We start from the raw sequence: 13,006 nt of genomic DNA, 5'->3' as shown, positions 1-13,006 counted from the left end.
CTCCCATTATTTTTTTACCGAGAGCCGTTCGTAGTTGATGAAATGCGTCGGGTCCAGCAGGTTGTCCACGTCGCCCACCAGCCGGTCGGACTTCATGGTGTACCGCACCTCATGGAACACCGGCACCCACACGGCCTGCTTGTTCAGGGCCGCAAAGAGGCTGGCGTACTCCTTGAGCCGCGCGGCCTGCTGGGCAGGGGCCACCATCCGGTCGGCCTTCTCGGCGCGGGCGTCGAGCGCCTTGTCACACACGAACGGCCAGTTCCAGCCGCCCTGCACCGCGCTGCGGCACGACAGGATCGGCCAGTAAAAGTCGCTCGGGTCGGGATAGTCCTGCGTCCAGGCCAGCCCCCCAGACCACACCATCGCCGCAGTTTTCGGCGTGCTGGCCGCGTCAATGACACTGCTCTGGGCCAGGCTCTTGAGCTGCACCTTCACGCCGATCTGGGCCAGGTCCTGCTGAATGCTCTGGGCGATGCGCGGGTTGGGATCGGTAGAGGTGGTATAGAGGGTGGTTTCGAAGCCGCCCTTCAGTCCGGCTGCCGCGAGCAGCGCCCTGGCCTTGGCCGGATCATAGGCGTAACCCGCCTCGGCCTTATCGTACCCCGGCATCAGCGGCGGCAGAACGCCCCGGGCAACCACACCCCGGCCGTTAATGATGCGCAAGATCTTGGTCTTGTCGATGGCCATATTGATAGCCTGACGCACCCGCACGTCCTTGAGGGGCCCCACGCCGGTGTTCAAACTCAGAAACGTCGTGTTGACCGACGTCCTGGAAAACACGTTGGCTTTGAGCTTGGGGTCACGGGTCACCTGCAGGAACTGGGCGGGCGGAATACCGTCGCCAAGCAGGTCGACCTCACCGCGCTGGAGGCTCAGGTACGCGACGCTGGGATCCAGACCCACCTTGACGGTGACCCCATCGAGGTAGGGCAGGCCCGCCATGAAGTAGTTCGGGTTGCGCTCGAACTGGAGCTGCTGGCCGCTGACCCAGGATTTGAGTCTGAACGGCCCAGTGCCCACCGGCTGGTGTCCGAAATCGGCGCCGGCTTTGGCGACGGCCTCCTTGGGCACGATAAAGGCGAAATTCATCGCCATGATGTTGAGGAAGGCCGCGTTGGGCGCATTCAGCGTAATTTTGACCTTGTCGGGGGCCAGCACCGCAATGCCCGAGACAGACTTTGCCTTGCCGTCCACGAAGGCCTGCGCCCCGGCAATATCGGTGTAGAAGCTCTGGCCCGGACTCTTGGTCTTCGGATCGAGCACGCGTTCCAGGCTGTATTTCACGTCGTCCGCTGTCATGGTCCGGCCGTTATGGAATTTCACGCCCTTGCGCAGGGTAAAGGTATAGGTCTGGCCGTCCCTGGACACGTCGGGCATCTTGGCGGCCAAGCGCGGCGACAGGGTGGTGCCGCCCGGGATGTAGTCGAGCAGGGCGTCAAAGACCATCTTCTCCATCGGCCAGTTCTGGTAGTCGTAGCCGATGGCCGGATCCAGGGTGGTCACGTCGTCCTTGTACGACACGGTGATGCTGCCGCCCTGTTGCGGCGCGGCGTGGGCGGTTCCGAGAAGCAGCGTCAGGCCAAGCAGTGTCTGTCCGGTCAATCTATTCATGGCTCTCCTTTCCAGATGGGGAATTACGCGTAGCGGATGCGGGGATCAAGGACGAGTTGCACCAGGTCAGCCAGCAGATTGGCGAGCGTGATCACCACAGCGCTGAAGATCACCACGCCGACGATGACGGGAATATCCACCACGCGGATGGCGTCCCAGACCAGCCGGCCCAGCCCCGGCCAGCCGAAGACGCTCTCCACCACAACCACACCGCCCATGAAGACGCCGATGTCCAGGCCGATCATGCTGATGATGGGCGGGGCCGCGTTGCGCAGCGCGTGGCGCACGACCACGCGGCGTGGTGACAGCCCCTTGGCGCGGGCGGTGCGCACGTAGTCGCGGGACAGCACCTCCAGCAGGCTGGAGCGGATCACCCGGGCGTACCAGCCTGCCCCGCCCAGACCCAGCGTCAGCGCCGGCAGGAACAAGTGCGAGAGGCCGCCGTAGCCGCCCAGCGGAAACAGATTCAGGCCGTAGGCCAGCAGGTAGACCAGACTCAGGCCCAGCCAGAACTGCGGCGCGGCGGCCCCCAGAAAGGCGAACCCCATCACCAGTCGGTCCGGCCAGCGCCCGCGCCTCAGGGCGGCCCAGATGCCCAGCGGCAACCCCAGCAGCAGTTCCAGGGCTACAGCCCCCAGCATCAACTGAAAGGTGGGCCAGATCCGTGAGGCGATCAGGGAACGCACCGCCGTCTGCTGCTTGTAGGAGCGGCCCAGGTCGCCCCGCAGCAGATTGGTCAGGTACAGGGCGTACTGCGCGGCGAAGGGGCGGTCCAGGCCCAGTTCCCGCCGGATGCTGTTGACCGTCTGGACGCTGGCGCTGGGCCCGGCCACCAGCCTCGCCGGATCGGCGGGCAGCATGAAAATCAGGCTGAACGTGAAGACCGAGGCGATCAGCAGGACGCCGAGACTCTGCAGCGCCCGTGACACCGCGAAGCTCAGCATCAGCTGGCCCCGTGCGGATCAAGCGCGTCACGCAGGCCTTCACCCAGCAGGTTGAAGCCCAGCGAGGTGAGCAGGATGGCCGCGCCCGGAAACAGCACCAGCCACGGCGCGGTGGTCAGGTAGCTTTGAGACTCGTTGATGATGCCGCCCCAGCTGGGGGTCGGCGGCTGCACGCCCACACCCAGAAAAGACAGCGTGGCTTCCAGCAGCACAGTGGTCCCGATGCCCAGCGAACCCCAGACCAGCGCGGTGGGCAGCAGGTGAGGCGCAATGTGCCGGCGCAGGATGTGGGTGCCCGAGGCCCCGACGGCCTGGGCCGCCTCCACAAACTCACGCTCGCGCAGCGACGTGACCTGGGCGTAGGTCACCCGCGCCACCGCCACCCAGTTGAGCAGCGCGATCACCAGCGTCACGATCCACAGGCTGGGCCTCAGGACGGCGGTCAGGGCGATGGCCAGCAGCAGCACCGGAAAGGCCATCATCACGTCGGTGAAGCGCATGATCAGCGTGCCGGTCAGGCCACGGCCCATGCCGCCCAGCGCGCCCAGTACCACACCGATCACAACGGCGATGCCGTTGGCGACGACACCCACCAGGAGCGAGGCCCGTGCGCCCCACAGCAGCCTTGAGAGCAGGTCACGGCCCAGCAGATCGGTGCCGAGCAGGAATTCGGATCCCGGCGGCTGGGGCGCACCTTCCAGCGAGAGGCCCTCCGGAAACTGAAAGTTGGGATCGTGCGGCGCGGTCCACGGGGCCAGCAACGCGGCCAGGACGATCGCGGCGCACAGCAGGAGCCCCAGCAGGGCCGCCCTGTCACGCGAGAAGCGCCGCCACGCCACAGAGCGCGGCTTCGGCGTCAGCACCCGTGGTGGCGTAGGCAGCGCGGTCAAACTCGTCCTGCGGGACTCACAAACCTGGAGCTGTCCCCTGCACCGGCCGACTGATGGTGCTTGCGGCCAGGGTTCCGTGAAAAGGTGCTAGATGCGGTGCAGGCGGCCACCCGCGCAGGGCATGACCGGATCGCCCTGACTGACCTACGGAGGCAAACCCACACACCAGACCAACCGACGAGGTGTGGGGTTGGGTCCAGATTAGGAATTGTGCTGGGGTACACCCCGGCAGAATACTCTTCTCTGCACCGGCAGCAACAGGCGAATCACTCAGGTGTGTCTCAGGGAGCCGGCCAGCCGTTTTGACACATCTTGCCGCGCTGCCGGCTGTTGTTCTGGTGCGTCTCAGTCGGCCAATCGACGGAAGTGCGGCTGACAGGGCAAAAACCGTCTCGAGTGCCACGTACCGCATCCGGCACCTCGTCGGCGCACCGCCGCCTGGGTGTGCCATGCAGAGCTGCGCCCTCAGTCCACCAGCACCTGTCACTTAGCCCCATCTTCGCGAGGTACTGCTGCTGAAGCGGCTGGTCAGAACTCTGGCGGACAGGTTACCCATCGCGGTACGTCACCGTGCCTAAAATCTGCACGGCCGCCGCAGGCCCTGCTGCGAGCCGTCAAACGGCACCATGCCAAGGTGGGTGAGGCTTTACCGGCTGAAGGGCAGTCTCGCCACCCTGCCCCTGGACCCACCGCGAAACGTGAGTCTGACGTAAGCGTCATGGACGTACACTGCGGCTGGAGGATCCCATGAAGCACAGACCTGTGTACGCCCTGTGCCCCCGTTGCGGGCGAGCCGTTCCCCTGCACCTGGGCGAGCGTTACTGCGTCAACGACGGCGCGCCGCTGCTGCTGGCCTGCGCGGGCTGCGGGCAGCCCATCAATTCGCCGTACACGCGCTTTTGTGCGTCCTGTGGGCGGCTCCATGGCGAACCCTCTCCTGTCTCCCCTCTGGTTTGACCCTCATCCACCCCTGGAGGACGTTATGCGCCGGATGCCCACACTTCTGACCCTGCTGCTGTCTTCTGCGCTGGCCGCTGGCCCGCAGTCCACCCTGGTCGACGCGGCCTTCATCGACGGGGCCGAGGTCGTGAGCGGCGCGCCGGAACTGGCCGATTTTGCTGCTGCCCTGCGTGAGGTGGCCGCCGCTGAAAACGGCAACTGCGCCAAAAGCGAGTACCTCATCTGGGACTCGCAGACCGGCATGGACGCCCAGTTTCAGCGCGGCCTCAAGACCCTGGGATACACCTACACACCGCTGGTCACCGACCGGGAAGGTGGTTACTTCGAGTCCTTCAAGGCGAGTAAACCGGGCAGCACCCTGGTGGGCCTCTGGGCCGACAGCGACGGCACCACCCTGCTGGGCTGGTGCCTGCTGAAAGTGGCCCAGACCGCCGCCCCTGCTGCCACGCCGACCAGCACCAGCCGGCCCACCACCATGAACTCGGCGCTTGACCATATTCAGCGCCTGTGGGACAGCACCCAGCCACCAACGGGCATGTTCAGCGCCAACTGGCACGTTGAGAACATCATCTATACCCTGCGCAGCGGCAGTCCGGCGGGAGTCAGAATCCAGACCAACGCGGCACGGACCGCCCTGTCCCAGTCAGGGACACGTGCCGTGGACCTTGCCTTTCTGAATCTTCTCGACGCCGTCGCGGCGGCCCAACTCGGCCAGCGCCCGGAGCTGACGAAGCTTCTGGAAGGCATCAGCCAGGGCGCGTATGCCGTGCCGCTCAGACCTGTCAGTCAGTTTCTGCAGGCGTATCAGCTCCCGAAGGCGGCCCCACCCGCCGTTCCCACGCCCGCCGCGGGGCCAGGAGGGACCCTGGTGCCCGGCGACTATTCCTGCTGGCTGGAACGCCCTGGCCCGAATGGAACACGCAGCGACGTGCCCAGGGGCACGCTCACGCTCAGGACGAACGGCACGTACACCTACATGGGAAAGTCCGGCACCTTCCGCTACAACGCAGCCAGCGGCGTGGTCACCTTCACCGCTGGGTATTTCACCAATCCCACGCCGGAGCGCACCAGCTGGATCAGGCATCAGAAGACGGCGCAAATCGACATTCACTGGGCGTATGCCAACGACTGGTCGTGCGGCATGAACCTCTGAGGCGCGGGGCCTGGGTTACGCACTCAAAGGCCACTCCGCACGCCGCGGCTAGGTGCGCCAGTCCGGACCCACGCCCACTGCCGTGATCACGGTGTTCCGGCCCGCCGTCTTGGCCGCGTACAGGGCGCGGTCCGCAGCTTTGAGCGCGCCTGTCACGTCCTTTTCGCCGTCCAGCACCGCCACTCCGAAGCTGCCCGAGATGTTCATCCCCGGCGTCAGCATGTCCCACTCGGCCCCCTGCAGGGCGTCACGCAGCCGGGCGCAGATGGCGGTTGCCTGTTCCAGCGTCACGCTGGGAAGAATCACGATGAATTCCTCCCCACCCAGCCGGGCCAGCAGATCCTGCTTGCGCAGTTCGCCGCCCAGCACCTGGGTCACTTTCATCAGCACGGCGTCCCCGACCAGATGACCAAAGGTGTCGTTCACGCGTTTAAAAAAATCGAGGTCAAGCAGGGCGATCGCGCTGGGCGTGCCGGCCTGGGCATGCGCGTGCAGTTCGTCCAGCACCTGCATGGCCCGCGTGCGGTTGGGAGCGCCGGTCAGGGGATCGCGCAGCGCCGCTTCCGCAAACGCCTTGGCCCGCACCTCCGACTCGCGGGCCTGCTGCTCGACCTGACCGACCAGGGCGCGCTGCTGGTGGTAATCGCGAAACAGGTTCTCCACTCCACGGGTCACCGCCAGCTGAATCTCAAAAGCCTCGCGGTGACGGCCCGCGGCCGCGTAGGCTGCGGCCAGCAGCTCACGGGACCGGACCTCCCACAGTTCCGAAGCGCCCGCACCAAAGTACGCGACGGCCTCCTCGGCGTCGGCGATGGCGCGGTCCCGGTCCCCGATGCGGGAATGCACGCGGCTGCGGTCGAGCAGCGCGCGGCCGTACAGCAGCGGGAAATCCGCGTCACGCGCGATGCGAATGTACTCGTCGGCCAGGGCCCGCGCCGCCGCGAGTTCCCCCTGCCACAGCGCGTAACGGATCAGGGCGTCCAGCACGCCCGCAACTTCGAGCAGGGGCATGTCGCCGTTGCGGCCCGGAAGGGAAACCAGAATTTCAAACGAACGGGCCAGCTGCTGCTCACTGGTCTCCTGCAGATGCAGGTCGCCGCCCGCCATCAGGGTCTCCGAGACCCCCGTGACAAAGTTGACGTGGAAGGTCCTCCATAGTTGCCGCGCGTCGGCTTCCATCAGGCCGCGCATGTGTGGGGACACCAGCAGATCAAGGAGGTGCCGGGCCGCCTGGGGATACTTGCGGCGTTCCAGCTCCAGATGTGAGGCGTTCACGGCCACCAGCGCCATCCCACGGTGGTCGTCAATCCGCGCGGCCAGCGTGCGGGCCGCCAGGAATTCCCGCTGCGCGCCCACATCGTCGTAGGCCTCCATCATCGCCAGGGCCAGCGTGACGTGCGCCTTGACCTGCGACGGGCCGTCGCCGCTGGCCCGCGCGAGCTGCAAGCATTTCAGCGCGTGTTCCATGGCCACCGTGATGTCGTGCAGGTCGAGCGCGTGGTACGCTGCTTCGCGGTGGTACCGGAACCGTTCCCCTGCGCCGAGGGTCAGATCGGCGGCCTGGGCCTGCACGGCCCGCAGGTCCGCCCGCAGGTCCGCTGTCCCGGCTCCCCGCTGCGGGCTCACGGTGATGGGCAGCAGCTCGGTGAGATCGATGGTGCGGTGCAGGGAAATGGCCGACTCAGACGTCATGGTCAAACAGCTCCTCAAAAGCGGCGAGGGCCTGAGGGTCGAACTGGCTTCCGGCGCCGCGGCGCAGCTCGGCCATGGCGCGCTCGTGGGACCACGCCGGCTTGTAGGGACGCTCACTGACCAGGGCGTCATAGACGTCAACCACACTGAAGATCCGGGCTAGTAGGGGAATGCGGCGCTCACACAGGCCATCGGGGTAGCCCGCGCCGTCCCAGCGTTCATGGTGGAAGCGCACCACCTCCCGCACCTCGCGCGGGACAAAGATTTCATCGCGCAGCAGGTGATCTCCGACGATCACGTGCTTTTGCATGTTCTGGCGCTCGTCTGGGGTCAGCGGTCCGGGCTTGCGCAGGATGTCGTCTCCCAGGGTCACCTTGCCGATGTCGTGCAGGTACGCGCCCCAGCGCAGGTGCTGCAGGGCCTCGCCCTCCAGTCCCAGGGCCTCGCCGAGCCGCAGCGACAGGGTGGTGACCCGGTCGGTGTGTCCAAACGTCTCGCCGTCACGGCCCTCGATCATGCGGCCCACCGCACGCAGCGCGGCCTCCCGCATCCGGCGCATCTGCCTGAAATTGCCCACCCGCTCCTGGGCCCGGTCGACGCGCGCCGCCACCATGTCCAGCAGCGCGACGAGTTCTGCCGGAATCTCGCGCGGCGAGTCCAGCTGCAACAGGCCGATGGTGCCCACCACCTTCCCGTCACAGCGGAGCGGGGCCGCCAGTGCCGAATACAACCGCGTGACGCCCGGGCGCGCGCCCGGGTAGGCCATGTAGTCGGGCACCGCGACGCTACAGTCAGACGCCATCACGTCAGCCACCAGACCGCTTGGTTTGTGCGGTTCGGAGAGCACAGCTTTGACGATGTCCGATGCTTCCGGCGTGCCCCTCACCATGGCCAGGTGGGTCAGGCCGTCCGCACGCAGCGTCATGACGGTACCTGCGGTAAATCCACTCAAGGCCAGCAGCATCTCGAGCGCCTCACGCGCAATATCGTCCGGATCCGACAGCGTTTCAAGCTGGGCCGACAGATGCGCGAGTTGCTGATATTGCCACGCACTGCGCCGGGCGTCGTCCAGCGCCTTCCAGCGGCTGTAGGCCACACCCGCCGCCTGTCCCAGCAGCAACAGCAGCTGAGCGTCGGCCTCTCCCAAAATCTCGGGGCTGTCTGTGGTGTCGGCCGACAGGACGCCCAGCAGAGCGCCATCTGGAGCCAGCAACGGAACCCCCAGGTACATCCCCGGTTTGGGTTGGCCCGCCAGGAAATGCGCGTCCTGGCGGATGTGAACATCCTTGACCAGATAAGGCTTCGCCGTGGAGATCACGTGCCATCCCAGGCCCTGCCCGCGTGATAGGCGGCGGCCCACTGCCACCTCAGAGCGTCGCCCGGCGGCTGCCACCACCTCAAGCTCATCGGATTCGGCCCGGCGCAGCATGATCATCACAGTGCTGGCCCGGGTCTTTTGCAGGGCCAGCGTCACGCAGCGTTCAAAGGCGTCGTCCGCCGACTGGGCCAGCAGCACCACAGTCTGCAGGTCGAGTTCGGGCTTGTGGCCAGTGGGCGGGGCGAGGTGAACTTCAATCATCCGTTTCAATGCACCCATGTCCCGCGCCTGGTACGCGAGCAATCATACCTGCGACCATACCACCCTGATTCTCTCCGAAATCAAACAAAAACAGGAAATTCAGGCGAGCGACTTGATGCCTAAAGCTCTGTACCGGACATCTTCGAGTTGAGGCTGTGCTGGACGGGAAATCTCTGAACGTGTGACAGGTTGCGAATCGGCAGGATAAACGGCGGTGTTTTGGGTGTGTGACGACACCAAAACCCGCCGACCTCCAGCCTACCGAACTGACCCGCCACTTCAAAGCCTGCGTGCCATTCCTGCGCCACGACACGCTGCAGCGTGTCGTGGACATCGTCTTCGCCATGATCACGGCCAGGAGTGTGAACCAGAGTGACCTGTGCGCCCACCTGCCCGGGGCGAGTTCCATCGAAGCGAAAAAGCGCCGAGTGGAACGAGGTTGCCGGGATCCTCAGCTCACCGAGCCCGTCTTCCTGGCGTTTCTCCTGGCTCTGCTGCCCCCAGGGAAGCTGCTGTTAAGCCTGGACCGCACCACCTGGGAACGTGGGGAATCCCCCCTGAACCTCTTGGTCCTCGGCGTCGCCCTCCACGGTTTCACCGTGCCGCTCGTCTGGACCGCCCTCGATCACGATGGGAACAGCGGCACGGTGGGGCGGATACAGCTGATCTCCAGGCTCCTCAAGGCCCTTCCAGCGCGCCGCAGTAAGGGCCTGGTCGCCGACCGGGAGTTCATCGGCGGCGAGTGGTTCCGGTTCCTGAGGCGTAAAGGCATTAAACGGGCCATCCGTATCCGGAAAAATGCTGTGGTGGACGAACTGCGGATTGATACGTGGTTCGGCGATCTGCAGGTTGGGGAGGTGCGGTGCCTCGCCGAGAAGGCCTACGTGTATGGCGAGGTGATGCAGGTCGTGGCCACCAGATCCCCCGCGGGGGATCTGGTGGCGATTGCTACGGATTTCAGTGTGTGGGACACATGGGTTCTGTACCGGGCGCGCTGGACCGTGGAGTGTACCTTCGCCAGTCTTAAAGTCCGTGGCTTTGATCTGGAGCGCACCGGCATCACTCAAGCCACTCGGCTGGAACGCCTGTTCGGGCTGGTCATCCTGGCGTGGATCAGTTGCCTGAGGGTGGGCGTATGGCTCCACGCACAGGTGCCGATCAAGGTGAAGGCCCATGGCCGTTCGGCCATGAGCCTCGTGCGATACGGCGCAGAACAGCTGTGCAATGCGCTGCGGTGGGATCTGCCTGAGTTGCCAGGGTTGGTCAGGCTATTGGGCACACCGTTTCACGCGCCAGGCGCAGCCTGAGAGCAAGTTGTCCGGTACAGAGTGCCTAAAGCATATGGAACTTCACGATCACCTACATGGGAACGAAAGCGGGGAACGGACCTTGAAACTGGCGAGCCGATGGACCCTCGCAGTGAATAGACTCCAGGGTATCGTCAGGGGCAGACTGGTCCCGCAGATTGTAGGCGGCGCCACCTCGGTCGTTGCGAGACGGGCCGGCGCAGAGGCTCCAGCCGCCTGCCAGCTCCTGCAAACCACTGGGACACACCTGAGGCATCTACTGAGACACACCTGAGGCATTGTCCAGTTTTCACTGAGATACACTTGAGGCGTTTTTCGCCTCCGCCCTGAGACATACCTGTGGCGTTGAGCATTTTTGCCACAGGTATGTCCCAGGACCGTTCTGAGACATACCTGTGGCATCTGCTGAGACATACCTGTGGCGTTCTGGAGCCGCCCTGAGACATACCTGTGGGGTTTACTGAGACATACCTGTGGGGTTTACTGAGACATACCTGTGGGGTTTGCCTCTTTTGACGCGTACAGGACGGCTTTTGCCCCGTTTGCTTGGTGGTGTTTTTCACCATATTAGTATCAAAATCTTTTCCATTAAAAGGGTATCTTGTCAACATCAGGAGGGAAAGTGGCAGACCCACAGCGAACCAGCTTCGACGATCTGAACTGGGGCCGGTTGAATCTGGTTTCCGCGCAGGATCAGTCGGTCGAGCAGAACTCCTGGAAGGTGACCTACCAGCACGGTGAACGTGTGGTCCGGATTTCCTGCCGCGCCCTGCCTGAACTGGGCGTCCCCCATGGCATCGACAACGACGTCAGCAGCGCCCTGATCGACAACTACATGAGTATCGGCTTGCCCGACGACGGCATGATGACGCTGGCGATTTCAGAGCTGATGCAGTTGGCGGGATTTCACCGGAACGGAAAATACCGGGAGATGCTCTCGGTCAGCCTGGACCGCCTGCACACCACGTCGTACGAGATTGCCGGAGGCTGGCGGGACCATCCGAACCGGCGCTGGACCACCGCCAAGTTCCACTTTATCGAACTGCTCGAATACACCCACCAGGGCGAATCCGGCAAATTCGACGAACGCAGCATGTTGCGTATCCGGCTGGCCGAGCCGCTGGTGGCCTCTTTGCGCAGCGGCTACACCAAGCCGCTGAACATCGAGTTCATGCAGTCGCTGTCCAGGCCGCGCACCCGGATCATTTTTCGGCTGCTTGATGCCATGCGCTACCACCCGGAGACCCCTGACGAGCTGATCGACGAGTACGACGTGGGCCTGATTGAGCTGGCCGAGCAGTGCAAGCTGCCCAACACCCGGCCGGACGCAGTGCGCCGCGCCCTGCAGGGGCCCCACGAGGAGCTGCTGCGCCGGGGCTACCTGCGGCAGGTGGTCATTGAGGGCCGGGGGCGCGATCAGCGTATTCACTACGAATTTTCCCCGGAGTTCACGCCGGTCAATCCAGCGGTGCTGCACCGCCTGCGCATGCACGGCGTAACCGACGGCGTGTCGCGCCAGCTCGCCCGCCAGTACACCACCTCGGTCCTCTCCGGCCGCATCGAGCTGTTCGAGCGGCTGGTAAAGTCCGGACAGCTGACCGTGCGCAAGACCCCGGCCCATGCGCTGGTGCATCTGATCAAGAATACCGATCAGTATCCCGACCAGTCGGCCAGCAAGGTCATCACCCTGACCCCATCCCGCCCCAAACCGGCGGCTGGCGAGGAACCCGCCCAGCCCGGCTGGTCCGAGGAGCTCGCGCGCATGTCGCCGGACGAGGCGGCGGCGTTTACGGCCAAACGCGTCTCCCTGCTGTACGCTCGGAAATTCGCCCTGTCCGAACTGGACACGCTGCGGGATCTGGTGCTGCGCGGGCGGGTGGATCCGGCCCAGCTGATCGAGGAGGCCCACCGCCGGCTGGCGGCCCTGGACGCCCAGGGGTTCGTCGACGATCTCAAGGACCGACTGCGCGTCGAGGAGGCGGACCCGGTCACCGCCGCCCTGCCGGCAAAGCTTCAGCCGTGACCTGCGCCCGGCAGCACGCGTCTGGGGCTGGACACGTAGAGAGGCGCAGGGTCCGGGCGCTTTACAGCCCCTTAACACCGCTGTTCCAGGCTGGAGCCATGACACGCTCCGCACTGCTGCTCGCGCTCAGCCTGATGACCCCCGCGTACGCCCATATGAACATGCCGGGCATGAATCCCGGCGCCGCCTCGTCCGGTGGCCTGGAGACCCTGAAGGGCGAGGCCTTTGACCGTGCCTTCCTGTCCATGATGATCGTCGACCACCAGGGGGCGGTGGACATGAGCAAGACGGTGCTCAACAACGTTAAAGACGCCCAGGTCAAAAAGTGGACGGCAGACGTCATCGGCACGCAGCAAAAGGAAATCGGCCAGATGAACACCTGGCTGAAGACTCTCGGCAGCGTGGACAAGGGCGCACAAACGAGTTTGAACACAGAGATGAAGGCCATGCTGACGGCACTGAAGAGCAGCAAGAACAGTGACCGTGGCCTGGTGGAGGGAATGTTGCCACACCACGCCAGCGCCATCGGGATGGCGAACGTGGCGTTGCAAAGAAGCACCGACACGCGGGTGCTGGGTCTGGCCCGCGACATCATCCGTACCCAGGCCGATGAGATGTACGCCTACCGCCAGTGGTTGCTCAAACGCGGATTGTAAAGCCCGGGCGGGACGGGGAGGAGCCATGGCCCGCATTCTGATCGTGGACGACGACCCGGCCATCCTCGAGATCCTGGACGCGTACCTGAGCGGCGAGGGGTACGAGGTCTGGCAGGCATCCGACGGCCATCACGCCCGTGAGCTGATGTCACGCGCCGATCTGGCCATTCTGGACTGGATGTTGCCCG

At 65.0% G+C, this 13,006-nt stretch carries 11 protein-coding genes; 6 read left to right on the top strand and 5 right to left on the bottom strand.

Annotated elements, in window-relative coordinates:
* Positions 1–6: 6 nt before the first annotated feature.
* The 3 genes from IEY31_RS14810 to IEY31_RS14800 are packed head-to-tail and all read right to left on the bottom strand — an operon-like array spanning position 7 to position 3,448.
* Positions 7–1,614 (bottom strand): ABC transporter substrate-binding protein, encoded by a 1,608-nt coding sequence (locus IEY31_RS14810; protein WP_188973344.1) that lies wholly within the window; start codon positions 1,612–1,614, stop codon positions 7–9.
* Positions 1,615–1,637: 23 nt separating this feature from the next.
* On the bottom strand, positions 1,638–2,558 hold the full coding sequence (locus IEY31_RS14805) for an ABC transporter permease (RefSeq protein ID WP_188973342.1): 921 nt from the start codon (positions 2,556–2,558) through the stop codon (positions 1,638–1,640).
* Positions 2,558–3,448 carry an ABC transporter permease gene (locus tag IEY31_RS14800; RefSeq protein ID WP_188973340.1) on the bottom strand — a complete coding sequence of 297 codons (891 nt, stop codon included), beginning with the start codon at positions 3,446–3,448 and terminating at the stop codon, positions 2,558–2,560. Before IEY31_RS14800 ends, IEY31_RS14805 begins: the two co-directional genes overlap by 1 nt.
* A gap of 747 nt (positions 3,449–4,195) precedes the next feature.
* Here IEY31_RS14800 and IEY31_RS14795 point away from each other — a divergent pair.
* Both IEY31_RS14795 and IEY31_RS14790 read left to right on the top strand, forming a co-directional pair.
* On the top strand, positions 4,196–4,405 hold the full coding sequence (locus IEY31_RS14795; RefSeq protein ID WP_188973338.1) for a zinc ribbon domain-containing protein: 210 nt from the start codon (positions 4,196–4,198) through the stop codon (positions 4,403–4,405).
* A gap of 34 nt (positions 4,406–4,439) precedes the next feature.
* A complete protein-coding gene (locus IEY31_RS14790; protein ID WP_188973336.1) occupies positions 4,440–5,561 on the top strand; it encodes a hypothetical protein in 1,122 nt (373 codons plus the stop codon).
* A gap of 48 nt (positions 5,562–5,609) precedes the next feature.
* Here IEY31_RS14790 and IEY31_RS14785 read toward each other — a convergent pair whose 3' ends face one another.
* Both IEY31_RS14785 and IEY31_RS14780 read right to left on the bottom strand, forming a co-directional pair.
* On the bottom strand, positions 5,610–7,253 hold the full coding sequence (locus IEY31_RS14785; RefSeq protein ID WP_188973334.1) for a GGDEF domain-containing protein: 1,644 nt from the start codon (positions 7,251–7,253) through the stop codon (positions 5,610–5,612).
* Positions 7,243–8,832, bottom strand: a complete 1,590-nt coding sequence (locus IEY31_RS14780) for an HD domain-containing phosphohydrolase (RefSeq protein ID WP_188973332.1) — start codon at positions 8,830–8,832, stop codon at positions 7,243–7,245. The genes IEY31_RS14785 and IEY31_RS14780 overlap by 11 nt, the downstream gene beginning before the upstream one ends.
* Before the next feature lie 344 nt (positions 8,833–9,176).
* On the opposite strand from IEY31_RS14780, the gene IEY31_RS14775 reads away from it, so the two are divergent.
* The 4 genes from IEY31_RS14775 to IEY31_RS14760 form a co-directional block, all read left to right on the top strand.
* A complete protein-coding gene (locus IEY31_RS14775; protein WP_188973444.1) occupies positions 9,177–10,139 on the top strand; it encodes an IS4 family transposase in 963 nt (320 codons plus the stop codon).
* A gap of 622 nt (positions 10,140–10,761) precedes the next feature.
* Entirely contained in the window at positions 10,762–12,162 is a 1,401-nt protein-coding gene (locus tag IEY31_RS14770) for a replication initiator protein A (protein ID WP_188973330.1), read from the top strand.
* A 98-nt stretch (positions 12,163–12,260) separates the two neighbouring features.
* Positions 12,261–12,818 (top strand): DUF305 domain-containing protein, encoded by a 558-nt coding sequence (locus IEY31_RS14765; protein WP_188973328.1) that lies wholly within the window; start codon positions 12,261–12,263, stop codon positions 12,816–12,818.
* Positions 12,772–13,006, top strand: a 235-nt coding sequence (locus tag IEY31_RS14760; RefSeq protein ID WP_308424335.1) for a response regulator transcription factor, incomplete at its 3' end; no start/stop codon positions are given. The genes IEY31_RS14765 and IEY31_RS14760, both read left to right, overlap by 47 nt.

Source organism: Deinococcus aerolatus, from assembly GCF_014647055.1.
Lineage (GTDB): Bacteria > Deinococcota > Deinococci > Deinococcales > Deinococcaceae > Deinococcus > Deinococcus aerolatus.
Note: the sequence above shows the minus strand (reverse complement) of the source record. Positions and strands in the feature narration are given on the sequence as shown.

Bases quoted from the DNA above. Each gene is read 5' to 3' on its own strand.
- IEY31_RS14810 (WP_188973344.1), bottom strand. From the start codon at position 1,614: ATGAATAGATTGACCGGACAGACACTGCTTGGCCTGACGCTGCTTCTC.
- IEY31_RS14805 (WP_188973342.1), bottom strand. From the start codon at position 2,558: ATGCTGAGCTTCGCGGTGTCACGGGCGCTGCAGAGTCTCGGCGTCCTG.
- IEY31_RS14795 (WP_188973338.1), top strand. From the start codon at position 4,196: ATGAAGCACAGACCTGTGTACGCCCTGTGCCCCCGTTGCGGGCGAGCC.
- IEY31_RS14790 (WP_188973336.1), top strand. From the start codon at position 4,440: ATGCCCACACTTCTGACCCTGCTGCTGTCTTCTGCGCTGGCCGCTGGC.
- IEY31_RS14785 (WP_188973334.1), bottom strand. From the start codon at position 7,253: ATGACGTCTGAGTCGGCCATTTCCCTGCACCGCACCATCGATCTCACC.
- IEY31_RS14780 (WP_188973332.1), bottom strand. From the start codon at position 8,832: ATGATTGAAGTTCACCTCGCCCCGCCCACTGGCCACAAGCCCGAACTC.
- IEY31_RS14775 (WP_188973444.1), top strand. From the start codon at position 9,177: ATGATCACGGCCAGGAGTGTGAACCAGAGTGACCTGTGCGCCCACCTG.
- IEY31_RS14765 (WP_188973328.1), top strand. From the start codon at position 12,261: ATGACACGCTCCGCACTGCTGCTCGCGCTCAGCCTGATGACCCCCGCG.